This is a genomic window from Nonomuraea aridisoli, from assembly GCF_003236395.1.
Taxonomy (GTDB): Bacteria; Actinomycetota; Actinomycetes; order Streptosporangiales; family Streptosporangiaceae; genus Nonomuraea; species Nonomuraea aridisoli.
The window spans coordinates 20,570-44,523 of record NZ_POUD01000043.1 but is presented as its reverse complement, the minus strand read 5'-3'; the positions used below and the strand labels follow the sequence as shown (position 1 = coordinate 44,523).

The 23,954-nt window shown below is 70.4% G+C and carries 21 protein-coding genes and 1 pseudogene; 15 read left to right on the top strand and 7 right to left on the bottom strand.

The window, feature by feature from the left end:
- Positions 1 to 285: pseudogene (locus tag C1J01_RS49100) on the bottom strand (hypothetical protein); the annotation flags it as partial.
- A gap of 357 nt (positions 286 to 642) precedes the next feature.
- On the opposite strand from C1J01_RS49100, the gene C1J01_RS13305 reads away from it, so the two are divergent.
- A complete protein-coding gene (locus C1J01_RS13305; protein ID WP_111179259.1) occupies positions 643 to 1,374 on the top strand; it encodes a metal-dependent hydrolase in 732 nt (243 codons plus the stop codon).
- Positions 1,375 to 1,516: 142 nt separating this feature from the next.
- A complete protein-coding gene (gene acnA, locus C1J01_RS13300; RefSeq protein ID WP_111179258.1) occupies positions 1,517 to 4,246 on the top strand; it encodes an aconitate hydratase AcnA in 2,730 nt (909 codons plus the stop codon).
- Between the two features lie 229 nt (positions 4,247 to 4,475).
- On the opposite strand, the gene C1J01_RS13295 is transcribed toward acnA, so the two are convergent.
- Positions 4,476 to 5,243, bottom strand: a complete 768-nt coding sequence (locus tag C1J01_RS13295) for a neutral zinc metallopeptidase (protein WP_235854415.1) — start codon at positions 5,241 to 5,243, stop codon at positions 4,476 to 4,478.
- Between the two features lie 75 nt (positions 5,244 to 5,318).
- Here C1J01_RS13295 and C1J01_RS13290 point away from each other — a divergent pair, with 75 nt between their 5' ends.
- Positions 5,319 to 6,299: an AraC family transcriptional regulator gene (locus C1J01_RS13290; RefSeq protein ID WP_220039893.1), complete on the top strand. Its 981-nt coding sequence runs from the start codon at positions 5,319 to 5,321 to the stop codon at positions 6,297 to 6,299.
- Here C1J01_RS13290 and C1J01_RS13285 read toward each other — a convergent pair.
- Positions 6,232 to 6,831, bottom strand: a complete 600-nt coding sequence (locus tag C1J01_RS13285; protein ID WP_111179256.1) for a flavoprotein — start codon at positions 6,829 to 6,831, stop codon at positions 6,232 to 6,234. The two genes, C1J01_RS13290 and C1J01_RS13285, sit on opposite strands and share 68 nt — an antisense overlap.
- A gap of 138 nt (positions 6,832 to 6,969) precedes the next feature.
- Between C1J01_RS13285 and C1J01_RS13280 the strand changes: the two genes are divergently transcribed.
- Positions 6,970 to 7,710, top strand: a complete 741-nt coding sequence (locus C1J01_RS13280) for a sulfite exporter TauE/SafE family protein (protein ID WP_235854414.1) — start codon at positions 6,970 to 6,972, stop codon at positions 7,708 to 7,710.
- Positions 7,711 to 7,722: 12 nt separating this feature from the next.
- On the opposite strand, the gene C1J01_RS13275 is transcribed toward C1J01_RS13280, so the two are convergent.
- Both C1J01_RS13275 and C1J01_RS13270 read right to left on the bottom strand, forming a co-directional pair.
- Positions 7,723 to 7,971 (bottom strand): hypothetical protein, encoded by a 249-nt coding sequence (locus C1J01_RS13275; protein WP_146615581.1) that lies wholly within the window; start codon positions 7,969 to 7,971, stop codon positions 7,723 to 7,725.
- 17 nt (positions 7,972 to 7,988) lie between these two features.
- Entirely contained in the window at positions 7,989 to 8,987 is a 999-nt protein-coding gene (locus tag C1J01_RS13270; protein WP_111179254.1) for a sugar-binding transcriptional regulator, read from the bottom strand.
- Positions 8,988 to 9,224: 237 nt separating this feature from the next.
- On the opposite strand from C1J01_RS13270, the gene C1J01_RS13265 reads away from it, so the two are divergent.
- The 4 genes from C1J01_RS13265 (at position 9,225) to C1J01_RS13250 (ending at position 13,262) form a co-directional block, all read left to right on the top strand.
- Positions 9,225 to 10,106, top strand: a complete 882-nt coding sequence (locus tag C1J01_RS13265) for a nucleoside hydrolase (RefSeq protein WP_220039892.1) — start codon at positions 9,225 to 9,227, stop codon at positions 10,104 to 10,106.
- Positions 10,107 to 10,157: 51 nt separating this feature from the next.
- Entirely contained in the window at positions 10,158 to 11,453 is a 1,296-nt protein-coding gene (locus tag C1J01_RS13260) for an ABC transporter substrate-binding protein (RefSeq protein WP_111179252.1), read from the top strand.
- A 79-nt stretch (positions 11,454 to 11,532) separates the two neighbouring features.
- Positions 11,533 to 12,360 (top strand): carbohydrate ABC transporter permease, encoded by an 828-nt coding sequence (locus C1J01_RS13255; RefSeq protein WP_220039891.1) that lies wholly within the window; start codon positions 11,533 to 11,535, stop codon positions 12,358 to 12,360.
- Positions 12,357 to 13,262 (top strand): carbohydrate ABC transporter permease, encoded by a 906-nt coding sequence (locus tag C1J01_RS13250; protein ID WP_111179250.1) that lies wholly within the window; start codon positions 12,357 to 12,359, stop codon positions 13,260 to 13,262. The genes C1J01_RS13255 and C1J01_RS13250 overlap by 4 nt, the downstream gene beginning before the upstream one ends.
- Before the next feature lie 12 nt (positions 13,263 to 13,274).
- Here the strand turns inward: C1J01_RS13250 and C1J01_RS13245 are convergent, their stop codons facing one another.
- Complete coding sequence (locus C1J01_RS13245; RefSeq protein ID WP_111179249.1) at positions 13,275 to 14,321, bottom strand: aldo/keto reductase; 1,047 nt, start codon at positions 14,319 to 14,321, stop codon at positions 13,275 to 13,277.
- A 72-nt stretch (positions 14,322 to 14,393) separates the two neighbouring features.
- Entirely contained in the window at positions 14,394 to 15,959 is a 1,566-nt protein-coding gene (locus C1J01_RS13240) for a DUF1593 domain-containing protein (protein ID WP_181448732.1), read from the bottom strand.
- Between the two features lie 213 nt (positions 15,960 to 16,172).
- Here C1J01_RS13240 and C1J01_RS13235 point away from each other — a divergent pair, with 213 nt between their 5' ends.
- Genes C1J01_RS13235 through C1J01_RS13205 form a run of 7 tightly spaced genes read left to right on the top strand, consistent with a single transcriptional unit; the run spans position 16,173 to position 23,882 of the window.
- Positions 16,173 to 17,204: a sugar phosphate isomerase/epimerase family protein gene (locus C1J01_RS13235; protein ID WP_111179247.1), complete on the top strand. Its 1,032-nt coding sequence runs from the start codon at positions 16,173 to 16,175 to the stop codon at positions 17,202 to 17,204.
- Complete coding sequence (locus tag C1J01_RS13230; protein ID WP_111179246.1) at positions 17,201 to 18,109, top strand: transketolase; 909 nt, start codon at positions 17,201 to 17,203, stop codon at positions 18,107 to 18,109. Before C1J01_RS13235 ends, C1J01_RS13230 begins: the two co-directional genes overlap by 4 nt.
- On the top strand, positions 18,106 to 19,059 hold the full coding sequence (locus C1J01_RS13225) for a transketolase family protein (RefSeq protein WP_111179245.1): 954 nt from the start codon (positions 18,106 to 18,108) through the stop codon (positions 19,057 to 19,059). The genes C1J01_RS13230 and C1J01_RS13225 overlap by 4 nt, the downstream gene beginning before the upstream one ends.
- On the top strand, positions 19,059 to 20,522 hold the full coding sequence (locus C1J01_RS13220; protein WP_111179244.1) for an FGGY family carbohydrate kinase: 1,464 nt from the start codon (positions 19,059 to 19,061) through the stop codon (positions 20,520 to 20,522). Before C1J01_RS13225 ends, C1J01_RS13220 begins: the two co-directional genes overlap by 1 nt.
- Positions 20,523 to 20,534: 12 nt before the next feature.
- Entirely contained in the window at positions 20,535 to 21,212 is a 678-nt protein-coding gene (locus tag C1J01_RS13215) for a DUF2291 domain-containing protein (protein WP_111179243.1), read from the top strand.
- The gene (locus C1J01_RS13210) at positions 21,209 to 22,750 is read left to right on the top strand and encodes a sugar ABC transporter ATP-binding protein (RefSeq protein WP_111179242.1); all 1,542 of its coding nucleotides are present in this window, start codon (positions 21,209 to 21,211) and stop codon (positions 22,748 to 22,750) included. The genes C1J01_RS13215 and C1J01_RS13210 overlap by 4 nt, the downstream gene beginning before the upstream one ends.
- Positions 22,743 to 23,882 (top strand): ABC transporter permease, encoded by a 1,140-nt coding sequence (locus tag C1J01_RS13205; RefSeq protein WP_111179241.1) that lies wholly within the window; start codon positions 22,743 to 22,745, stop codon positions 23,880 to 23,882. The genes C1J01_RS13210 and C1J01_RS13205 overlap by 8 nt, the downstream gene beginning before the upstream one ends.
- Positions 23,883 to 23,954: the final 72 nt, after the last annotated feature.

Sequence of the window (23,954 nt, the reverse complement as noted above, 5' to 3'; positions counted from 1 at the left end):
GTGGCCGCCGCCCCAGGGCCCGCCCGGCGGCCCCCACGGGCCGCGCCCGAAGTCGAACGGGAACGGACCCGGCCCCCGCATGCCGCGCTCCCGCCGGTCGTGGTGGCCCCCATGGTGCCCGCCGTGGTGCTCACTGTGATGTCCACTGTGATGTCCACCGTGATGTGCACCGTGGGGGCCGCCGATGTCGAACGCGCCGGCCATGCCGCGCAGCGCCTCGCGGGCCGCGCGCCGGCAGGCGTGTGCGCCGAGCCAGGGGAGGCCCGCCGCCAGAGGGTGACTCATGTCTGTCCTCCTATATCGCGATCTGTTCTCGATGCGTCAACGATATATCGATAGAACGCTGTCATCAAGGGCGGTGTCAGAGTGAGGCAGATCACGAAAAAGTTGCGGAATTGGGGAACAGGATCGGAAGCGGCGCGCGTTCTACACATCGGACGAGGTCGTTCCGCGTCGGCAGGGCTGGGGGGTGCTGTCGCCGTGGAGACGGCCTCGTCTGCGTTTTGCGCCCGGTTTCCCGGAGCTTGAACCTCCGATGTCCGGCGGCCCGGTTCGCCGGACGGTCACATCCCTGATCCCGGTCCCGTAGGGCCTGGGCATGCCGGGACGCGTAAAGGTCTTCTTTGCCGTACAGTCCCGATCATGATGGGGCACACGCATGCGATGACGGGGGCCATCGCCTGGCTGGGGCTCGCTCCGCCCCTGGCCGCTCTGCCACTGCTGAACGACGCGCCCTCCCGCTTCATCGAGACCGGGATCATGGCCACCGCGCTCAATCCCGCCGAGCTGATCGCCGGAGCGATCATCTGCGCGGGCGCGGCGATGCTGCCCGACCTCGACCATCCGAGCGCGACGATCGCGCAGACGTTCGGGCCCGTCACCTGGGCGCTCAGCAAGGTCGTGAACTGGCTCAGCGGGGGCCACCGCGGGGCGACCCACTCGCTGGCCTTCGCCGTCGCGATGGGCTTCGCGGCGCACTGGCTGGCCAACGCCTACCCGATCGGGCGCGACATCATGGTCGTGCTGCTCATCGGCCTGGCCCTGCGGGCCATCGGCGTCGGCATCCCCGGCAACAAGCTCGGGTCCGCGATGATCAACATCGGCCTCACCGCCGGCCTGTACGCCGTCTTCCTCTCCCTCGACGTCGGTTACGCCTGGCTGGGGCTCGTCGTGGGGATCGGCTGCCTGGCCCACGTCGTCGGCGACTGCATGACGGAGAAGGGCTGCCCGGTGCTCTGGCCGCTGTCGGCGAAGTTCGTGCTGCCGTGGAAGATCGGCATCAAGACCGGCAGGAAGTTCGAGCAGAAGATCCTCGCCCCGATCCTGTCGGTGGCCATCATCGGGCTGCTCTTCTGGCGGCTGGCGCCCGTTTAACTTGATGTCGAGATACCGGAGAGATATCTTGACATCGAGACATCTGTCGCGGCCTGAGACTTAGGCTCACCTAACGTGTTTCGCGCTCCGGGCTTGCGGCAGGATTTGGACTGAACACTTGTCTATCGAGGAGGCGAACACCGTGTCCGCGAACAGCTTCGGCAGCCGTGACACGCTACGCGTCGGCGACGCGTCATACGAGATCTTCCGGTTGGACGCCGTCGACGGCGCCGGACGCCTCCCGTACAGCCTGAAGATCCTGCTGGAGAACCTCCTGCGCACCGAGGACGGCGCCAACATCACCGCCGACCACATCCGCGCGCTCGGCGGATGGGACCCGCAGGCCGCGCCCAGCGTGGAGATCCAGTTCACGCCCGGCCGCGTCATCATGCAGGACTTCACCGGCGTGCCGTGCGTCGTGGACCTCGCCACCATGCGCGAGGCCGTGCGCGACCTCGGCGGCGACCCGGCGCGCATCAACCCGCTGGCGCCCGCCGAGATGGTCATCGACCACTCGGTCATCGTCGACTACTTCGGTCACCCGGACGCCTTCCAGCGCAACGTCGAGCGCGAGTACGAGCGCAACCACGAGCGCTACCAGTTCCTGCGCTGGGGCCAGACCGCCTTCGACGAGTTCAAGGTCGTCCCGCCCGGCACCGGCATCGTCCACCAGGTCAACATCGAGCACCTCGCCCGGGTCGTCATGACCCGCGACGGTAAGGCCTACCCCGACACCTGCGTCGGCACCGACTCCCACACCACGATGGAGAACGGCATCGGCGTGCTCGGCTGGGGCGTCGGCGGCATCGAGGCCGAGGCCGCCATGCTCGGCCAGCCGATCTCCATGCTCATCCCGCGCGTGGTCGGCTTCAAGCTCAACGGCCGCCTGCCGGCCGGCGCCACCGCGACCGACCTGGTGCTGACCATCACCGAGATCCTGCGCAAGCACGGCGTGGTCGGCAAGTTCGTGGAGTTCTACGGCGAGGGCGTCGCGTCCGTGCCGGTGGCCGACCGGGCCACGATCGGCAACATGAGCCCCGAGTTCGGCTCCACCTGCGCGATCTTCCCGATCGACGGCCAGACCGTCGACTACCTGCGCCTGACCGGCCGCTCCGAGGAGCAGATCGCCCTCGTCGAGGCGTACGCCAAGACCCAGGGCCTCTGGCTCGACCCGTCCGCGCCCGAGCCGGCCTACTCCGAATACATCGAGCTCGACCTCGGCACCGTCGTCCCGTCGATCGCCGGCCCCAAGCGCCCGCAGGACCGCATCGCCCTGTCGGCCGCCAAGACCACCTGGCGCCACGACGTGCAGAACTACGTCAGCGACGGCGTCGACGAGGCGGTCGAGGAGACCTTCCCGGCCTCCGACGCGCCGGCCTCCAACTCCAGCGCCAACGGCGGGCGGCCGCACAAGCCGGTGCCCGTCACGCTGGCCGACGGCACCTCGTTCGAGATCGACCACGGCATCGTCTCGATCGCCGCGATCACCTCGTGCACCAACACCTCCAACCCGTACGTCATGCTGGGCGCGGCGCTGCTGGCCCGCAACGCCGTGGAGAAGGGCCTGACCCGCAAGCCGTGGGTCAAGACCTCGCTCGCCCCCGGCTCGCAGGTCGTCACCGGCTACTTCGAGCGCTCGGGGCTCCAGCCGTACCTCGACAAGATCGGGTTCAACCTCGTCGGCTACGGCTGCACCACCTGCATCGGCAACTCCGGCCCGCTGCCTCCGGAGATCTCCGAGGCCGTCCAGGCCAACGACCTCGCGGTGACCGCGGTGCTGTCCGGCAACCGCAACTTCGAGGGCCGCATCAACCCCGACGTCAAGATGAACTACCTGGCCTCGCCGCCGCTGGTGGTGGCGTACGCGCTGGCCGGGACGATGGACATCGACCTCGACAACGAGCCGCTCGGCCTCGGCGCCGACGGCGCGCCGGTCTACCTGCGCGACATCTGGCCCTCGCCGGAGGAGATCGCGGACGTGGTCACCTCCTCGATCGGCCGCGACATGTTCGAGCGCGACTACGCCGACGTGTTCAAGGGCGACGACCACTGGCGTTCGCTGCCGATCCCGACCGGCGACACCTTCGAGTGGGACCCGCAGTCCACCTACGTGCGCAAGGCCCCGTACTTCGACGGCATGCCGGAGAAGCCGGAGCCCGTCACCGACATCACCGGGGCGCGCGTGCTGGTCAAGGTGGGCGACTCGGTCACCACCGACCACATCTCGCCGGCCGGCTCCATCAAGGTCGGCACCCCGGCCGCGCAGTACCTGCAGGCCAACGGCGTCGAGGTGAAGGACTTCAACTCCTACGGCTCGCGGCGCGGCAACCACGAGGTGATGATCCGCGGCACGTTCGCCAACATCCGGCTGCGCAACCAGATCGCGCCCGGCACCGAGGGCGGCTACACCCGCGACTTCACCCGGCCCGACGGCCCCGTGTCGTTCATCTACGACGCCTCGGTCAACTACGCCGCGGCCGGCACGCCGCTGGTCGTGCTGGCGGGCAAGGAGTACGGCTCCGGCTCCTCGCGCGACTGGGCGGCCAAGGGCACGGCGCTGCTCGGCGTCCGCGCCGTCATCGCCGAGTCCTACGAGCGCATCCACCGCTCCAACCTGATCGGCATGGGCGTGCTGCCGCTGCAATTCCCCGAGGGCGCCTCGGCCGAGGCGCTGGGCCTGACCGGCGAGGAGACGTTCGACATCACCGGTGTCGAGGAGCTCAACAAGGGCGGCATCCCGCAGACGGTCCACGTCAAGGCGGGCGACGTCGAGTTCGACGCGGTGGTCCGCATCGACACGCCGGGCGAGGCCGACTACTACCGCCACGGCGGCATCATGCAGTACGTCCTGCGCTCGCTGCTCGCCAAGTGAGCCGCTAGGTCTTCCCGCGCTCCCGTCCGGTCATGAGCCGGGCGGGAGGCGGCGGGAGCCCTTGGCCTGGCGCCGGGGGTTGGGCGTGATCCTCACGCGCCCGCATCGGGGGAACCACCCGAATTCCGCGAGAGCCGCCCGTCCGGGAACCACCGGACGGGCGGCTCTCCCTTTTGCCGGCGCGCGCGGCGGTCGACTGGTGGCTCGCGCGCTGTCCCGGTCGGTCCGGTCAGGACACCTTGGAGGCGGGGGCCGACCAGGTGTCGCAGGCGGCCGGCGACTGTGCGCGGTAGCCGCGCTGGAGCCACGCGACCCGGGAGGCGCCCGTACCGTGGGTGCGCGGGCCGTCCTCGTCGCCGGACGCGCGGGTGGCGACGAGCAGCTCGGCCCAGTCCTCGGGCGTACGCGTCAGGGAGCGCCACGCGCTGCCCAGGAACACCCCGGACAGGCAGTCGGCCTGGAGCTCGTAGCGGCGCTGGAGCTCACGCTTGCGGTCGTCCGCGGCGCGCTTGTACGCCTTGTCGTAGGCGCGGCGGACGCCGAGCAGGCTCTGCGCGTGGTGCGCGTACTCGTGGGCGGCCACCTTCATGGGGTAGAGGTCGGTGCGGTCGTCGATCCAGCGGCCGGTGAGGGAGAAGACGATGGTGGCGTTCCCGGGGCAGTAGGCGGCCTCCACGTGCCCGGGCCACGGCAGGCCGCACATGGTCTCCGCCGGCTCGTCGTAGTAGTGGGCGACGGGCTTGGTGAAGTCCCGCCCGGCGCGGGCTACGTACGCCTTCCATGATTTATCCAGACATTTCATGACCGCCTGGAGGTACTGGCGCGGCCGAGGGATCCCGCCCTGGACGATCGGCGTCTCCGGACACGACACCGCCCCCAGCTTCCCCGCCTTCTCCGGGAACGGATCGGCGACGGGAGCGGCGTGGGCGATCTGGCCGCAGGAGAGGGTGACCGCGACGACTAGCGCGAGAACACGGCTGAGGGGTGCGAATGCCACGACCGGCAGCATAAGGGCGCGGAAGGCTCACGGGGCCGGGGAAACGCTCCAGGCGGCGAGTGACACCATGAAGGAGTGCAACAGCGTACGATCCGCTCCACCGAGGACGTGGCTGCCCCGGACGCCTTCGCCTACTGGTCCGACGTCATCTGTGACACGCTCGTGCGCGTCGCGGCCCGGCCGACCGGGCGGGAGCCGTTCCAGGGATGGATCGACCACACCGTCCTCGACGGCATCGGATGGTCGACACTGTCCGCGGGCCCCCAGCAGGTGACGCGCACGGGCCGGATGATCGTGCGGGATCAGGACGAGTTCCTGCTGGTCAACATCCAGACCGCGGGCCAGGCCACGGTCCGGCAGGACGGGCGCGCCGCCGCGCTCGCGCCGGGATCGATGACCTTCCTGGACAGCACGCGCCCCTACACCCTGGAGTTCGGCGGCCCGTTCTCGCAGGTCGTCGTGCAGGTGCCCCGGTCCCTGCTGCCCGGCAGGTCGCTGGGCGGCGTGACGGCGCTCGCGCTCGGCCCCCACGGGCCGGGCCGGCTGGTCGCCGACTTCCTCATGGGCCTCGAGCGGCAGCAGCGCGAGGACCCCGTGGCGGCGGTCGCTCTGGTGCCGCACGCGGTGGGCCTGCTGGATTCGCTCCTCGGCCTCGCCGCGCGGGAGAGCAGGCCGCGTCCCTCCGCCACGGCCCTGGCCAGGGAACGCGTCCACCGGTTCGTCCAGCGGCACGCGCACGACCCCGGCCTCGACGCCGCGGCCGTGGCCGCCGGCTGCGGGATGTCGCGGCGCTCGCTCTTCCGTGTGCTGGCCGCCGACGGCGAACCGCTGAGCGCGTTGCTCCGGCGCCTTCGCGTGGCCCGCGCCCAGCGACTCCTGCGTGCCCGGCCGGATCTCCCGCTGGCCGTCGTGGCCCTGGAGTGCGGGTTCGCCGCACGGCGCAACTGCACCGCGCGTTCCGCTCGGTCACCGGCACGACGCCGGGGGCCTACCGGGCCGGGGAGAGCGGGCTCACGGCCTCGTTCTGAGGCATCAGCTGCCGCACCATGTCGATGAACAGCGGCGGGGGCGGCGGCTGCGGGCTTTCGACGAACCGGCCGAGCGTGACGTCGTACCGCGGGCCCCAGGCGGGATCGACCACGTGGTAGCCGTCGGAGCGCAGCTGGGTCACGTTGCGCTGGACGGCCGGCTTGTTCCACATGTCACCGGTCATCACCGGGAAGAACACGACGGGATGGGTGGCCGCCAGGATCGTGGTCGCGAGCATGTTGGGCGCCCCGCCCGCGGCGGTCACGTGCAGCGTGTGCGCGGTCGCCGGCAGCACCACCGTCATGTCGTGCTCCGCGGCCAGCGTCGCGTGGTTCGCCGCCGGCCAGGTGGCGGCCGGCTCTCCCGTGACGACGCGGTCGGCGAACAGGCCGACGGTGTGCGGCGGCAGGAAGACCGACGCGGTGTGCGTCATCAGAACGGTGATCGTGCCCTGGAAGACGGAGCGCAGGGCGCCGATGTACATCGGCAGCGTGGCGACGGCCGCCGATCCCGTCGAGCCGATGAGCAGGCGTCCGTGGAAGGTTTCCTTACTGGTCATGACAGTAAGGCTGCGGCCGCGGAAGGGCGGCCGGGCGACCGTACGTGCCTCTTCGGGTGACGGTGTGTGCCGGTCGGCGCGCGCCGTCACTCTCGTGCGTCTGAGGGCAACGGAAAGTAAAGGTGATTGACTCCCTGCATGACTGATGTGGCGTTGGTGCTGATGGTGGGCGGTCTGGCGGTTTTTGTCGGGGCGGTGGTGCAGGGCAGCGTGGGGTTCGGGGTGGGGCTGGTCGCGGCGCCCGTGCTGACGATGCTGGACCCTGACGCCATGCCGGGGGCGATCCAGGTGGTCAACATGACGCTCCCGCTGTTCACGCTGGCGACCGAGTGGCGCAGGGTGGACTGGTGCGGCGTCGGGTTCGCCACCCTGGGCAGGCTGCCGGGGAGCATCATCGGCGCGGTCGTCATCGTCTACGTCTCCGTCCACGCGCGCGGCGTCTTCGTCGCCGTCATGGTGCTGGTCGCCGTGGTGCTGACGGCCAGGGCGCTGAGCGTGCCGCGCAACGGCCTGACGATCACCTCGGCCGGCTTCGTGTCGGGGGTCACCGGCACCGCCACCGGCATCGGCGGCCCGCCGATCGCGCTCGTCTACCAGAACGCCAAGGGCGCCCAGATCAGGGCCACGCTGGCGATGTTCTTCTTCCTCAGCGCCGCGCAGTCGCTGGTCATCCTCGCCGTCGTGGGGGAGTTGCCCGCCTCCGCGCTGGCCACCGGGGCGGCGCTGATCGTTCCCATGGTGCTCGGGTTCGCGGTGTCGGGGCCGCTGCGGCGCTACCTCGACGGCGGAAAGGTGCGCGTGGCGGTGCTGACGGTGGCGGCCGGCTCCGCCGTGTGGCTGCTCGCCCAGAACCTGGCCACCCGGATGTGGCCCGCCTGAGCCGCGTGGACGTCAGAGTTCGTAACAGCGGGAGAAGGAGGCGGCGATCGCCAGAGAGGCGACGAGGAAGGCGATCGCGGCGATCCCGATGAGGATCAGCACCGACATCGCCACGCCGGGCCTGAGCCGCAGGACGACGGCCGCTCCGACAAGGGCCGTGCCCGCGAGGAATGCCATCACTTCGAGCGTGAGGAGCCCGAAGGAGTCGCAACGGCCGAGATGGAGACCCAGCGCGAGGACGACCAGCCCGGAACCGAGCAAGGCCGGCACCATCGGCTTCACGGCGCTGTGGGCGGATTCTCGTTGAGGAGCGCGTTGGCCGTCGTGACGTCGGTGATGATGACGTTGACCCAGCCTCCGGTGATCGCCGCGCGGATGGCCGCGTGCTTGCGCTCGCCGCCGGCCATGCCGATCCGGCGCGGGATCGTCCGGAAGACCTCGGGGTCGATGCCGACGACCCGGCTGTTCAGGTCGCTGTGGATCAGCTCGCCGGTCGAGTCGAAAAAGCGCTGGCAGACGTCGCCGACCGCGTGCGCGGCGATCAGCTGATCCTGGTCGGCGGGGTCGATGGCGTTGCCGCTGTCGCGCAGTAACGGCGACGGCTGCACGCTGCCGATGCCGACGAGCGCCATCGTGAGGTTCCGCCACTCCTCGGCCACCGACTGCATGGCCGCGTCGGTGATCAGGCTCTGGCGGATGTCGGCCGTGCCGACCAGGCCCGGAGCCTGGACGTAGGTCGGTTCGGCGCCGATCAGTTCGGCGAGATGACTCAGCAGGCGGTTGGCCTTGGCCTGCACGGCGCGCTCCCCGACGCCGCCGAGGAGTTGGACCACACGATCGGCGCCGGTCACGCGGAGGGGGCGCAGCCTGTCGACGACCGACAGGAGCGTCTGGCTCCAGGGGGAGATGCCGATCCGCTCCCCGCCGGCGAGGGTGGATTCGAGATAGGCGGCTCCCGCCGAGCCGATACCGGCGATGATCTCCGACTCGTCGCCGTCGACGTCCACGACGACGGCCTCCTGCAGGCCGTATCGGCTCTCCAGCGCCTGTTCGAGTGCCAGGTGCACCCCTTGGGTGGCGATGACCACCGTCCGCACGATGCCGATCTCGCTCGCCCGCTTGAGCAGCCGGGACACCTTCGTCTGCGAGATGTGCAGCGCGTCCGCGATGTCGGCCTGGCGAATGCCTTGTTCGTAGTACATGTGCGCGACCTTGGTGATCAGCCGTACCCGCCCGTCGGAGACGGACCGGCCGGCGCCGCTCGCGTGCACAGTCATCAGGCCCCGTCCTCTTCACCGTCGCGGAATCCCGTCGCACCACATTGTCCATGGCGGTGTCGTTCCTCGCGCGGCCCGAATGTCCGCTCGGCCGCCCCGCCCTCACACCGTCGTACGCGCGCGAGAAGCACTCCTCACGCCGAACGTCGCGCGAAGTTATTGACAGCACTGCGCGGATCGGCCAATCTACGGGCACGGATTATGCGGCATCGCATAATTATGCAGTTGGAGGCTGTGATGCGCCGACGCAGAGTGATCATCAACACCGATGCCAAGAACGAGGCCGACGACCAGTTCGCCATCGTCCACGGATTACTGTCGCCCACCTTCGACCTGCGGGGGCTGATCCCGGCCCACTTCGGCACCCGGCGGACGAAGCGGAGCATGGAGGAGTCCCGCGAGGAGATCGACCTCCTGCTCGACCTGCTCGGGATGACCGGCTCCGTCCCCGTCGCCGACGGCGCGCCGACGGCACTGCCGGACGAGCACACCCCGGTGGACTCACCGGGCGCACGGCTGATCATGGAGGAGTCGAAGCTAGCGAGCCAGGACGATCCGCTCCATGTGGCCTTCCTCGGGCCGCTGACCGACATGGCCTCCGCGATCCTCCTCGACCCCGAGCTCGTCCGGCGGCCGGTGGTCGTGATCTGGATCGGCGGCCCGGGATACCGCGGCTACGCCGAGGGCCCGCAGGTCGAGTTCAACCTCTCCAACGACATCCACGCCGCCAACCTCGTGTTCGGCTCCGGCATCACCGTCTGGCAGGTGCCCAGGGACGTCTACACCAAGGTCTCGGTGAGCTATGCCGAGCTGGAGGAGGAGATCGGCGACGCCGGCCCGCTGGGCCGCTACCTGATCGAGCAGCTGCGCGAGTGGAACGCCGCCCACCACCCCGAGCCGATCGAGTCGCGCTCGCTGGGCGACTCGCCGGCCATCGCGCTGATGCTCTTCCCGCAGAGCGGAAACCTGCGCGTGCGACCCGCTCCCCGCTTCGGCGCGGACGGCTCCTACCTGCCCGGTTCCAACCACCCGATCCGGGTTTGCGAGGAGGTCGACGTGCGGTTCCTCCTGGCGGACATGTTCGCCAAGATCCGGGCCTTCGGACGCGAGCACCGCTGACGCACACGTTCCTCGGGGGAATCAGCTGTCCTGCTGACAAAGGAGATCGACATGACTGGCAGGTCGTACACCCGTCGGGGATTCCTCGCCCTTTCCTCCGTCGCGGTCACCGGGCTGGGGATCAGCGCCTGCACCGGGGCGTCCATCAGCGGTGGGGGCGCGACCGCGCCCGCGTCGAACAAGCTGCGCCTGTTCACCTACGAGGACGACACGACCATCGGGTCGCTGAAGGCCCAGGTGAAGAAGTTCGACGAGCAGAACGGCACGACCACCACGATCGACAGCCTCCCCGGATCGGGCGCCGCCCAGTATCCCGACAAGCTCCGGACGGAACTGCTGGGCGGCAGCGGCCCCGACGTCTGGCGCATTTGGGGCGGGCAGATCGGTGCGCCGTTCGCGAAGGCGAAGCAGGCGGCGGATCTCGCGCCGTACTACCAGAAGTACGGCTGGGACTCCTCCATCAACACCGCGGCCGTGCAGGGCATGACCTTCGACGGCGTCAAGGCCGGTGTCCCGTTCACCGCACGCGCGCTGGGCGCCTGGTACAACAAGGAACTGCTGGCCAAGGCCGGCGTCACCGACGTGCCCACGACGTACGCCGAGCTCGAGGAGATGAACGACAAGCTCGTGGCCGCCGGCATCACGCCGTGCGGGCTGGGCGGCAAGTACGGCTGGCACATCATGCGCCTGTTCGAGTACCTGCTGGAGCACACCGCGGGCCCCGAGCTCCACGACCGGCTGCTGCTCGGCCAGGACAGCTGGGACCGGCCGGAGGTCGTCGAGGCGTTCACCCTGTTCAAGAAGTGGCAGGACAAGAAGTGGCTGCCCGAGGGCGCGCTCGGCCTCGACCCCGCCGACGTCGGCACCTGGTACGTGCAGGGCAAGGTCGCCTACGACATCGAGGGGCAGTGGACGGAGACGGCGGCCATCCTGGCGGCCGACAAGGACCCCAAGGACTTCGGGGTCTTCCAACTGCCGACCGACCAGTCCCCGGCCCGGCACTCCGGGTTCGTCGAGGGCTACATGATCAACGCCAATTCGGGCAACAAGGACAAGGCCGCGGCCCTGCTCGACTTCCTGCTGACACCGGAGAGCCAGAAGGCCATGCAGATCGGCTCGTCCACGGTCAAGGGCGCCGAGCCCGACCCCGCGACGACGCCGCTGGCGGCGGAATGGGCGGAGAAATACGGCGACAGCCCGTTCTACACGATCCAGGACCAGGCCTTCCCCAAGAAGGAGGCGGACCAGTACTTCAGCATCCAGAGCGATCTTCTCCAGGGCTCGATGACGCCGGCCGCGGCGGCCGAGAAGATGCAGGAGATCGTCGCCGCCTGGGCCGGCAACTGACACGGGCGGGCTCATGACATCCCTCTCACCTCGGCGTCGGGGCGGGCGATGGCGGCCATGGTTGTTCGCCCTGCCCGCGTTGACGGTCTATGTCGTCTTCCTCGTCTATCCGGCCGTGTCATCCCTGTGGTTCAGCTTCACCGACTGGGACGGACTCAGCCCGGCGTACAACGTCGTCGGGCTGGACAACTACGCGCGCATGCTCGAGGACCCGGTGGTGCTGACCGCGGGGAAGAACAACCTGATCTGGTCGTTGGTGACGATCGTCTTCCCGGTGACCCTCGGCCTGGCGCTGGCGTTGCTGCTGAACGGGAAGGTCCGCGCCAAGCCCGTGCTCCGGCTGGTCTTCTACGCGCCGGGCGTGCTCCCGCTGGTCTCGATCGCCTCGATCTGGGGGTGGCTCTACAACCCCCAGTACGGCGCCATCAACTCCTTCCTGAGCCTGATCGGCCTCGGTGACCTGGCCCAGCCGTGGCTCGGGCAGGACTCCACCGCGCTGTGGGCCGTGATGGTGCCGGCGGTGTGGCTGCGGACGGGGTTCCCGATGTTGCTCTACATCGCCGCCCTGCAGAGCATCCCCGCGGAGCTGTACGAGGCGGCGCGGGTGGACGGGGCGAGCCGGTGGCGGCAGTTCTGGCACGTCACCATGCCGAGCCTGCGTTCAGCGCACTACATCGTGCTGGCGCTGTCCCTGATCGACTCCTTCAAGGTCTTCGACATGATCTACGCCATGACGTACGGCGGCCCCGGCACGGCCACCCAGGTGATGGGGACCTGGATGTACGCGAACGTCTTCCAGTACTACCAGGCCGGTTACGGCACGGCCATCGCCGTCGTGATCACCCTCATCGCGATCGCGGTGGGCATCCCCTACGTGCGGTCGCAGACCCGGGAGCGTGCGACATGACCTCGGTCACCCCCATCACCACGACCCCGGCCGCCGCCCCGTCGAAGACGGCGCGCCCCTCTAAGGACACCGCCAAGGACACCGTCAGAGGCGGCCTCGTCCTGACGGTCGTGACGGGCCTGGTGGCCGTCTTCTGGATCTCGCCGCTGGCGTTGCTCGTCGTGACCGCGATCCGGCCGCTGCCGGACTTCATCGGCAACGGCCCGCTCTCCTGGCCGTCGGCGTTCACCTGGGAGAACTTCTCCGACGCCTGGGACATCGGGAACTTCGCCACCACGTACGGCAACAGCGCCCTGCTGCTGATCCTCAAGGTGCCGCTCGGCGTGCTGATCTCGGCCATGCTCGGATTCGCCCTGGCGAAGCTCCGGATGAAATTCCGCCGGACCGTGATGTTCTCGGTCTTCCTCGGGCTGACGATCCCGATCTACATCGCGATCGTCCCGGTGTTCATCATGATGCGCACCGCCGGCGCGACCGACAGCGTCATCGGCCTGATCGGCCCCTACCTCGCCTTCGGCATCCCGTTCGAGGTCCTCGTCCTGCAGTCGTTCTTCCGGCAGATCCCGAACGAGATCATCGAGGCGGCGCGCGTGGACGGGGCGGGCGACTGGCGGATCTTCTGGACCGTCGTGCTGCCGCTGTCCGCGCCCGCCCTCGTCACGGTGCTGATCCTGGACGCCGTGGCCACGTGGAACGAGTTCCTGTTCGCCTTGATCCTGCTGAACTCCGACGCGAACAAGACCCTTCCCGTCGGGCTGCTCAACTTCCAGGGCCAGTTCTCCAACAACACCACCGGCCTGGCCGCGGGGATCCTCATCGCGGTCGTGCCGATCCTCCTCGCGTACACCCTGCTCCAGCGGTGGATCGTCGCCGGCCTGACCGCCGGCGCCACCAAGGGATGAGGAGTGCCCCCGCTACAGGTGCGGCTGGAGCAGCGTGAGGTCGGCCGGTGAGAGGCGGTCGGACGCGGTCGCCGCCTGGTGCCAGTAGGGGTAGAGCAGCGGCTGGCGGCTGACCTCGTCCAGCCGGGCGCGCTCCTCGTCCGACAGCTTCAGGTCGGCCGCGGCCAGGTTGTCGGCCAACTGCTCCGTGGTGCGGGCGCCGATCACCAGCGAGGTGACCGCCGGTCTGCCCAGCAGGTACGCCAGCGCCACCTGCGCCGCCGAGACGCCGTGTCCCGCCGCGATGTCGAGCAGCACCTCCACCGTGTCGTAGAGCTGCTCCTCGTCGCGGACCGGCGGTTCGTTCCAGTCGGTGAGCTGGCGGCCTTCGGCCGGTCGCACGCCCCGGCGGTAGCGGCCGGACAGCAGGCCCCCGGCCAGCGGGCTCCACACCAGCACGCCGAGGCCCTGGTCGACGGCGGCCGGGATCAGCTCGTACTCGGCGTCGCGGGCCTGCAGGGAGTAGTAGATCTGCTGGCTGACGAAGCGCGGCAGGCCGAGCCTGTCGGCGATGCCCAGCGCCTTCATGAGCTGCCAGCCGGCGTAGTTGGAGACGCCCACGTAACGGACCTTGCCGGAGGTCACCAGGTGGTCCAGGGCGGCCAGGGTCTCCTCCAGCGGGGTGCTGCCGTCCCACTCGTGCACCTGGTAGAGGTCGATGTGGTCGGTGCCGAGACGGCGCAGGCTCGCCTCGGCGCCGGTGATGACGTGGTGCCGGGACAGCCCGGCGTCGTTGGGGCCGTCGCCCATCGACATGCGCACCTTGGTGGCGAGCAGCACCTCGTCGCGGCGCCCCTCGATCGCCTTGCCGACGATCTCCTCGGACAGGCCGGCGGAGTAGACATCGGCCGTGTCGATGAGGTTCACCCCGGCGTCCATGCACAGGTCGATCTGGCGGCGCGCCTCCTCCACACCGGTGGTGCCGACGTAGGCGAACTTGCCCGTGCCGCCGAAGCTCATGGTGCCCATCGTGAGCACCGATATCCGCAGGCCTGACCGGCCTAGTTGACGGTATTCCATGACGTTGATCCTCTGCTGAAGCGTGACACCACCCGGCGAACCGTCACGCCCGCCGGGTGGTGTCGTGTGGTGTCAGACGACCCGGATGATGACCCGGTCGTACCGCGTAAGGGGGAACGTACCCTGGTCGGTGCCCTGGAGGATGACCGAGATGGTCTGGCCCGGTGTGGCGTCCGACGGGACGGTGACGGCGGCTCGGCCGTGGCCGCGGTCGGTGATGGTCACGGTGCCGGGATAGGTGCCTTCCTCCCGGTACTGCCACCAGCTGAGCCGCACGGGGGTGCGGTCGGGATCACCGGCGCGGCCGGTGAGGGCGACCGTGGAGCCGGGGCGTGCCCGGACCGTGTCGCCGCCGAGGATCTGCACGGTGGGGGCGTGGTCTCCGTCCCCGTACCTGGGGGTCAGGGTCCAGCGCATGCGGGCCGCGAAGTCGTTCTGCGCGGCCCCGGCCCACCGCAGCGTCGTGTAGTCGCTGGCGTCGTCGCCGGCGCCGTCCTTCTCCGTGTCCACCATGGTCCACAGGTTGGGCGTGGTGCTGGTCCGGGTCGCCCGGCCGCCCCAGCTGCCGAGCAGCGGGTTGTCCGGGTCCTGGATGCCGGTGTCGAGCAGGGGGTTGAAGGCGACGTTGTCGCCCTCGGAGAGGAAGTCGTACGGCTCCAGCGGCTTGCACCAGCCGGACGGGGCGCGCTCGGGGTCGCCGAAGATGTCGAGCGGGTCGCCCGGCATCGACTGACCGTCGAGCCAGGATCGGTAGAGCGAGCCCAGCGGCCCGATCTGGATGTTCTGCTTGATCCACGCGCCGCTGAAGTAGACGCGGTCGGCCGGGAGACCTCGGACGTTGCCCTGCCCCCGTGAACAGTTGTAGCCCCAGGTGGCGTAACCGGCCGCCATGTTCTGCACGCGGATGTCCGGCCAGACGGGGGCGATGTATTTCGCGTAGGTCTCGTCCTGGAGGCCACTGGCGAGGATCACCGCCTTCCTGGACACCTGGTCCTTGACGCGGGGCCACTGCTCCGTGCCGGCGAACCGCTCCTCGATCGACTTGAGGGCACGGGCGATGGTGTTGGTGCCGCCCCACGCCTGGAGGTAGAGGGGGCGGGCGTCACGGTCGAGCAGCAGGTCGCGGATCAGGTCCGACCCCTCGGTGTCCTCGGCCATCTCGCCCTCGAACTCGATGTTGCCGATCTTGACCTTGGACAGCAGCTCGTCCGGGGCGGGGTAGTGCGGGTCGTGCCTGCGCAGATTGGGATAGACCTCGGCGTACGCGCTCAGGGCCTGGTCCTGGATGGTCCGCGTGCCGGTCCACCGCCACGACGTCTGCGGCGTGGAGTACTCGCGGTCGGGCAGGAAGAACTCCGTGCCCTTGCCGTCCCCCGACCAGTGGAATTTGCTGCTGGTGTAGACGATGCCCTGGGTGTCGAGCTCGTCGGTGTAGAGCAGGTAGCGGATGAGCGAGGCGTAGTCGTCCTGCTCCATGTCCGTGGTGACGACCGTTCGCGGCCGGTCGTCTCCCCGGGAGTCGGCCGCGGCGGGAAGCGCGCCGCCGGTCACGCTGAGCATCCCGGCCAGGGCCGCGATCGCACAGGCGAGTACGCCGGTGCGCCGGCGCCAGGGGACTGAGGGCTTGGTTGGAGGCACGGCAACCCTTCTGTGCATATTTATTCGCTAGCGACTGAACTGAAGGGGAGTATCCGCTTTACCGGAGGATCTCGTCAAGGTTTCCAAAATGTGACAGATCGCCAGGCGTCGAGCGGCATCAAGGGCCACGGAGGCGGTCCCGGCCGTGGCCAGGCCCCGTACCGGGCTGAGTGGCCATTGACACTCGAATTAATCCTCCCTTAACGTGCATGCATGTCTGATCGTCATCGCATAAACATTCACTCCCACGATGAGCCGATCTACGGTGCGGGCATCTGGCACTTCGCCACCTACGTCGACCGGTACGCCACCGACGGGTACGGCGAGCCCCGGACCGTCCTTGACGCGATCAAGCTGGCGGGGGCCGTGGGGGACCTGTCCGTCGTGGACCTCAACTGGCCGTTCCCGCCCGGCGGCATCAGCACCGCCGAGGTGAAGGACGCGCTGGCCGAGCAGAACCTGCGGGCGATCGCCGTGACGCCGGAGTTCTACACCGGCAAGTTCATGAAGGGCGGCTTCACCAACCCCGACCCGGCGCTCCGCCGCGACGCCATCGAGCTGGTCGCCGCCGCCGCCGAGGTGGGCCGTGAGCTGGGCATCGACTACGTCAAGCTGTGGCCCGGCCAGGACGGCTACGACTACCCCTTCCAGGCCGACTACTCCGATCTTTGGGACAAGTCCGTCGACGCGGTCAGGGAGCTGGCCCAGGCATTCCCCGACCTCAAGTTCGCCATCGAGTACAAACCGCGCGAACCGCGCAACCGCATGGTGTTCTCCTCCGTGGCCCGCACTCTCCTCGCGATCGAGGACATGGGCGTCGACAACGTCGGCGTCCTGCTCGACTTCGGCCACTCGCTGTACGGCGGCGAGACCCCGGCCGAGGCCGCGAAGATGGCGATGAGCCGCGGCAAGCTCTTCGCGATCGACGTCAACGACAACTTCCGCGGCTGGGACGACGACATGGTCGTCGGTTCCGTGCACCTGCTGGAGACCTTCGAGTTCTTCTTCGCCCTGCGCGACGCCGGCTGGCAGGGCGTCTGGCAGCTCGACCAGTTCCCGTTCAGGGAGGACTCCGTCGAGGCCGCCCGCGCCGGCATCCGCACGATGCGCGCCTTCCACCACGCGCTCGACTACCTCGACCGCGACGAGCTGGCCGCCGCCCAGTCCGCCCAGGACGCGCTGGCCGCCCAGCGGGTCGCCAAGCGCGCCCTCTACCGCGCGCTCGCCGAGAGCGAATCCGCATGACCGCCCTGGACATCGCCCCTCGGCCGCTCGAACTCGACGAGGCCGCCGCCCGCGCCTACGTCGAGCGTGGCGCACGCCTGCGCGCGGCCACTCCGGCCGAGGCGGCCCCCGAACTCGCGACGATCGCCACCGGCATCCGCCGTGACGTCCTGACCACCATCCAGGCGGCCCGGATGGGCCACGTCGGCGGCGACCTTTCGGTGACCGACCTGCTCGTCACCGCCATGTGGGGGACGCTCGAACTGGATCCGTTCGACCCGGCCAACCCCGGACGCGACAGGTTCATCCTCAGCAAGGGCCACTGCGCCGCCGCTCTCTACTCGACGCTCGCCTCCTGCGGCTTCTTCTCCCGCGAACGGCTGTCGGAGTTCATGGCGCCCCTGTCACCGCTGAACGGCCACCCCAACCGCGTCAAGGTGCCCGGCGTGGAGACCAACACCGGTCCGCTCGGGCACGGGTTCCCGGTCGCCACCGGGTGCGCGCTCGGCGCGAAGCTGCGCGGGGAGACCTGGCGCACCATCGTCGTGCTCGGCGACGGCGAGATGCAGGAGGGCAGCAACTGGGAGGCCGCCATGACGGCCGCGCACTACGGCCTGGACAACCTCACCGCCGTGGTCGACCGCAACCGCCTGCAGCAGGGCGCCCGCACCGAGGACACCAAGAAGCTCGAACCGCTCGACGACAAGTGGGCGGCGTTCGGGTGGGAGGTGCGCGTCATCGACGGACACGACCACCAGGCGATCAAGGAGGCGTACGCGCCGTCGACGACCGGCCGGCCCGTGGCCGTCGTCGCCAACACCGTCAAGGGCAAGGGAGTCTCGTTCATGGAAGACCGCGTCGAGTGGCACCACAAGGTGCCCACGGACGAGCAGGTCCGCCTCGCACTCGAAGAGCTGAGCCGATGACCGCCGTGGCCGAGCAGACCCCCACCTTCGACTGCCGGATCGACTTCGCCGACGAGCTGATCACGCTGGCCCGCGCCGACGAGCGCATCGTGGCCGTGTGCAACGACTCGGTGGGGTCCAGCAACCTCGTCAAGTTCCGCGAGGAGTTCCCGCACCGCCTGGTCAACGTCGGCATCGCCGAGCAGGATCTCGTCGGCGTCGCGGCCGGTCTGGCCAACGCCGGTTTCATCCCGTTCGTGTCGGCCGCCGCGCCGTTCCTCACCGGCCGGGCGCTGGAGCAGATCAAGGCCGACGTCGCCTACAGCGACCGGCACGTGGTGCTGTGCGGGCAGAGCCCCGGCATGGCGTACGGCGAGCTGGGCCCGACCCACCACTCCATCGAGGACATCTCGTGGATGCGGGCCGTCCCCGGCCTGCCGGTCGTGGTGCCCGCCGACCCGGCCCAGACCCGCGCCGCCGTCCGCTGGGCCGCCGCGTCGGGACGCCCCGCCTACCTGCGCATCCCCCGCTTCAAGGTCCCCGCGGTGACCCCCGCCGGCGCCGTCTTCGAAACGGGCCGGGCGACGAGGCTGGCCGAGGGCGGCGACCTGACCGTGATCGCCGTCGGCACCATGGTCTCGCGCGCCCTGGACGCCGCGGCGTTGCTGCGCGAGCAGGGCGTCGAGGCCCGCGTGGTCAACATGACGTTCGTCGAGCCGCTCGACGTGGCCGAGGTCGTGGCCGCCGCCGAGGAGACCGGCGTGATCGTCACGGCCGAGGAGGGCCTCCTCTCAGGCGGCCTGGGCGCCGCCGTGGCCAAGGTCGTCGCCGAGCACCGGCCCGTGCCCGTGCGCATGGTGGGCGTGCCCACGTTCGCGCCGACCGGCAGCACGTCCTTCCTGCTCGACCACTTCGGTCTGAACGCCGACGGCATCGCCAAGGCTGCCCGCGAGGCCCTGGGACGGTCCTGATGGAACCGCTCGTCCTCGCCGTCGACCAGGGCACGAGTTCCACGAAGGCGCTGCTGGTCAACGCCTCGGGCGCGATCGTCGCCCGGGCGAGCGCGCCGCTGTCCCAGACCCATCCCGGCCCCGGGCTGGCCGAGCAGGACGCCGCCGAGCTGCTCGATAGCGTCCGCGACGCGGTGGCCGGCTGCCTGCGCGAGGCCGGCCCGGTCGCGGTGCGCGGCGTCGGGCTGAGCACCCAGCGCGAGTCGGTGGTGTTGTGGGAGGCGAGGACCGGCCTGCCGGTCGCGCCGCTGGCCGGCTGGCAGGACCAGCGGGGCGCGGCGCTGACCGCCGGACTGGCCGAGAAGGGGTACGGCGACCTGGTCAGGCGCCGTACCGGCCTCCCGCTCGACCCGATGTTCTCGGCGTCGAAGATGGCGGCCCTGCTCGACCGGCACGACCCGGCGCGCCGCCGCAGCCGCCGTGGCGAGCTGCGGCTCGGCACCGTCGACGCGTGGCTGCTGGACTCGCTGACCGGGCAGTTCGTCACGGAGGTCGGCAACGCCTCCCGCACCCAGCTGCTGGACCTCGCGACCGGCGACTGGGACGACGAGCTGCTCGACCTCTTCGACGTGCCGCGGGCCGCGCTGGGCCGGGTCGTGGCCTCCACCGGCCCCTTCGGCGAGATCCGTGGCCTCGGGCCGTTGTCCGACGGGGTCCCGGTGACGGCGGTGCTCGGCGACTCGCACGCCGCGTTGTTCGCGCACGCGGGCTGGCGGCCGGGGGTGGTCAAGGCCACCTACGGCACCGGGTCGTCGGTGATGACGGTCGCCGAACCGGGCGGGCCGGCGGGCGCCCTGTGCGACACGATCGCCTGGTCGGACGGGAGCCCGTCGTTCGCCCTGGAGGCCAACATCCGCTCCAGCGGGCGGACCCTGACCTGGCTGGCCGATCTGCTCGACGTTCCCGCCGACCGGATCGTCGACCTCGCGGCCGGCTCCGAGGCGGGAGACGTGACCCTGGTGCCGGCCTTCGGCGGGCTCGGAGCGCCCTGGTGGGACCCCGGGGCGGTGCCGCTGATCGCCGGTTTCGACCTCGGGACCTCGCGCGCGCAGCTCGCGCGGGCCGCTCTGGAGTCGGTGGCCCACCAGGTCGCCGACGTGCTGGCCGCCCTTCCCGGGCTGCGCAGGCTGGTCGCCGACGGCGGTCTGACCCGCAGCGCCGCCCTCATGCAGCTGCAAGCCGACCTCACCGGCGTCGAGGTGGCCCGCACCGCGCATCCCGAGCTGTCCGCCGCCGGCGCGGCCGGGCTGGCCGGGCTCGGCCTGGGCCTGTGGAGCATCGCCGACCTGGAGGCGCGAGCCGACCGCGACCTGGAGGTCTTCACCCCTGCCTGGGACGACGAGCGGAGAGAGCGCGCCGTCGCGAGGTGGCACCAGCGCCTCACGGTCGCCAGAGACCTGGGCGCACGCGCTAACGGGAGCTAACGGGAGTACGTCATGACAATTGCGCAGGATCAGCCACCCGGCTGGAGCGCCCCCGCCCGCCGCGGCCCGATCACCCTCGGCCGCGTCAGCCTCATCGTGCTCGTCCTCGTGATCATCGCGATCCTGACGAGCACGACGTACCGGCCGGACACCGCGCCGCGGGCGGGCGAGCAGGCCAAGTTCGACCCGGCGAAGTACGGCGCGCAGACGTACGAGCCGAAGGTGGTGCCGGCGATCCAGGAGAAGGCCGTCGACATCGTCACGCTGCAGAAGGCGATCGCCGCCGACCCCGACGCGGCCGGCCAGAAGTACGGCGCCCGCGACGGCACCGGCCCCTACAGCTTCGCGGTCTCGCTGACCGGCACCGCCGGCAAGCCGGAGAGCGGCCTGCTGGAGGTCAAGGTGCCCGAGCTGGACGACGACACCAGGGTGTCGGTGCAGATCGGCCCCGCGATCAACGGCACGGCGCTGCGCGACGCCGTCGGCTTCATCAAGTTCGGCCAGTTCACCAACCAGGTCGAGTACGCCGACGCCGCCACGGCCCTGAACAACCAGGTCAAGGCCAAGGTGCTGGCCTCGCTCGACCCCGACGCGCTGGAGGGGAAGAAGGTCACCGTGGTGGGCGCGATGACGCCGCTGACCGCCGACGTGCTGACGGTGACCCCGATCTCGATCGAGGCCGCCTCGTGACCGCCCCGCCCGCCCCCGTCCTGCGCGCCGTCGACGTCACCAAGGTGTACGGCGGGACGCAGGCGCTCAAGGGCGTCTCGCTCGACATCCTGCCCGGCCGGGTCACCGTGCTGTTCGGCGAGAACGGCGCCGGCAAGTCCACGCTCATGAAGATCCTCAGCGCCGTGGAGTCGCCCACGACCGGCCAGGTGCAGCTCGACGGGCAGGTGGTGGAGTTCGGCAGCGCGCGCGACGCGGCCGACCGGGGGATCTCCATCATCCATCAGGAGCTCAGCCTCTGCCCCAACCTCAGCATCCAGGACAACCTGTTCCTGGGCCGCGAGCGCACCCATCGCGGCCTCTTCGTCGACCGGCGGGCACAGCGCTCGGCCGCCGCGCAGGTGCTCGGCCGGCTCGACGACGCGCTCAACCCCGACCTGCCGGTCAGCGAGCTGCGCCTCGGCCAGCAGCAGCTGGTCGAGATCGCCCGGGCGCTGCTGCAGAACGCCCGGATCCTGATCATGGACGAGCCCACGTCGGCGCTCAGCGCGCCCGAGGTGGAGGTGCTCTTCCAGGTCATCCACGAGCTCAAGGCGCACGGTGTGGCGATCGTCTACATCTCCCACCACCTGGAGGAGGCGCTCGACATCGCCGACGACGTGGCGGTGCTGCGCGACGGGTCCATGGTGGCGACGGCCCGGGCCGCCGACGTGGACCTGGCCTGGGTGGTCCGCAAGATGGTCGGGCGCGAGCAGGACGACCTCTTCCCCGTCCGCGACCCCAAGCTCGGGCCGGTGGCGCTGGAGACCGTCGAGCTGTCGGTCGCCGACCCGGCCAACCCCGACCGGCTGGCCGTCGACGGCGTCTCGCTGACCGTGCGGGCGGGGGAGACGGTCGGCGTCTACGGGCTGATGGGCAGCGGCCGTACCGAGCTCATGGAATGCCTGGCCGGGCGGCTGCCGGCCGCGTCCGGCGAGGTCCGCCTGCATGGCGAGCCGGTCACGGGCAGCGTCCGGCAGCGCATCCGGGCCGGGCTCGCCCTGGTGCCGGAGGACCGCCAGCGCGACGGTCTGGTGCAGACCATGAGCGTCGGCCAGAACCTGTCCCTGGCCGCGGTGACCAGGTTCGTCCGGCGGCTCATCGTCGACCGCGGCGGTGAGCGCCAGGCCGTGCAGTCGATGATCTCCGACGTCACGGTGAAGACGGCGGGGCCGGACGCCCCGATCGGCTCGCTCAGCGGAGGCAACCAGCAGAAGGTGGTCATCGGCAAGGCGCTGATGACCGGCCCCCGCGTGCTGCTGCTCGACGAGCCGTCCCGCGGCGTGGACGTCGCCGCCAAGGCCGACGTCTTCGAGCTGATGGCGCGGCAGGCCGAGCGCGGCCTGGCCGTCCTGTTCACCACCTCAGAGGCCGAAGAGGCCCTGCACATTCCCGACCGCCTGCTCGTCCTGGTCCGCGGCCGTCTGGTCGCCGACCTGCGGGCGGGCGAGATCACCCGCGACCGGCTGATGAGCCTGGCCGACGGCGCCGACACCAGCGAAGAGACCAGCCATGTCTGACACACTGACCAACGACCACGCGGCCCTGGCGGGTCAACGCCGGCAGGCGGCCGCCGAGGCCCGCCGGCTCAAGACCCTCAACACCATCTTCGAGCTGCGCGCGTTCATCGCGCTCGGCGTCCTGATCATCGTGTTCTCCCTGTTGTCGGACTCGTTCCTGACGGTCGACAACCTGATCACGATGACCAAGCACGTGGCCATCAACGCGGTGCTCGCGCTCGGCATGCTGCTGGTGATCCTCAAGGGCGGCATCGACCTGTCGGTCGGCTCCATCGTCGGCCTGTCGGGGGTGATCGCCGGCGAGCTGCTCCAGGGCGTGCACCTGAGCCTCTTCGGCGTCATCGCCTACCCACCGGTGTGGGCCGTGGTCATCCTGTGCGTCGCGGCCGGGGCCGTGGTCGGCACGGTCAACGGGATCCTCGTCACCCGCCTGAACGTCGCGCCCTTCATCGCGACCCTCGGCATGTTGTACGTCGCCCGCGGCGCGGCCCTGCTGATCTCGGGCGGCACGACGTACCCGGATCTCGCGGGCGATCCCAGCACGCACAACACCGGCTTCGACTGGATCGGCGGCGGCCGGCCGCTGGGTCTGCCGGTGGCGATCTGGATCATGATCATCCTGGCGGTGCTGATCGCCGTGCTGCTCCGCTCGACGGCCTTCGGCCGCTGGCTGTACGCCACCGGTGGCAACGAGCGGGCCACCCAGCTCAGCGGCGTCCCCGTGCAGCGGGTCAAGACGATCGTTTACATGGTCTCCGGCGCCTGCGCCGCGATGTCCGGCCTGATCATCGCCTCCGAGCTCACCTCGGCCGCGCCGCAGGCGGGCGACAGCTTCGAGCTGAACGCCATCGCGGCCGTGGTGATCGGCGGCGCCGCCCTGTCGGGTGGGCGGGGCACCGTGCGCGGCACGCTGGTCGGCGCCTTCGTGATCGGCTTCCTCGCCGACGGCCTGGTCATCCTGGGCGTTTCGACGTTCTGGCAGATCGTCATCAAGGGCACGGTCATCGTGGTCGCCGTCATCCTCGACCAGAGCCAGCAGCGCTTCCAGCGGCGCGGAGCCGCCGCGTCGGCGGTCGCCGTGGCCGCCGCGGCCGAGCCGGAACCGGCCGCCGCGGCGAGATCCGACCGCTGACCCCGTCCCTTCACCGGCACGTTCCATGCCCAGCCTGATCCCCTTGCCGAGCCGACGGCGAGGCACCCAATG

Bases quoted from the DNA above. Each gene is read 5' to 3' on its own strand.
- C1J01_RS13305 (WP_111179259.1), top strand. From the start codon at position 643: ATGATGGGGCACACGCATGCGATGACGGGGGCCATCGCCTGGCTGGGG.
- C1J01_RS13285 (WP_111179256.1), bottom strand. From the start codon at position 6,831: ATGACCAGTAAGGAAACCTTCCACGGACGCCTGCTCATCGGCTCGACG.
- C1J01_RS13280 (WP_235854414.1), top strand. From the start codon at position 6,970: ATGACTGATGTGGCGTTGGTGCTGATGGTGGGCGGTCTGGCGGTTTTT.
- C1J01_RS13270 (WP_111179254.1), bottom strand. From the start codon at position 8,987: ATGACTGTGCACGCGAGCGGCGCCGGCCGGTCCGTCTCCGACGGGCGG.
- C1J01_RS13265 (WP_220039892.1), top strand. From the start codon at position 9,225: ATGCGCCGACGCAGAGTGATCATCAACACCGATGCCAAGAACGAGGCC.
- C1J01_RS13260 (WP_111179252.1), top strand. From the start codon at position 10,158: ATGACTGGCAGGTCGTACACCCGTCGGGGATTCCTCGCCCTTTCCTCC.
- C1J01_RS13250 (WP_111179250.1), top strand. From the start codon at position 12,357: ATGACCTCGGTCACCCCCATCACCACGACCCCGGCCGCCGCCCCGTCG.
- C1J01_RS13245 (WP_111179249.1), bottom strand. From the start codon at position 14,321: ATGGAATACCGTCAACTAGGCCGGTCAGGCCTGCGGATATCGGTGCTC.
- C1J01_RS13235 (WP_111179247.1), top strand. From the start codon at position 16,173: ATGTCTGATCGTCATCGCATAAACATTCACTCCCACGATGAGCCGATC.
- C1J01_RS13230 (WP_111179246.1), top strand. From the start codon at position 17,201: ATGACCGCCCTGGACATCGCCCCTCGGCCGCTCGAACTCGACGAGGCC.
- C1J01_RS13225 (WP_111179245.1), top strand. From the start codon at position 18,106: ATGACCGCCGTGGCCGAGCAGACCCCCACCTTCGACTGCCGGATCGAC.
- C1J01_RS13220 (WP_111179244.1), top strand. From the start codon at position 19,059: ATGGAACCGCTCGTCCTCGCCGTCGACCAGGGCACGAGTTCCACGAAG.
- C1J01_RS13215 (WP_111179243.1), top strand. From the start codon at position 20,535: ATGACAATTGCGCAGGATCAGCCACCCGGCTGGAGCGCCCCCGCCCGC.
- C1J01_RS13205 (WP_111179241.1), top strand. From the start codon at position 22,743: ATGTCTGACACACTGACCAACGACCACGCGGCCCTGGCGGGTCAACGC.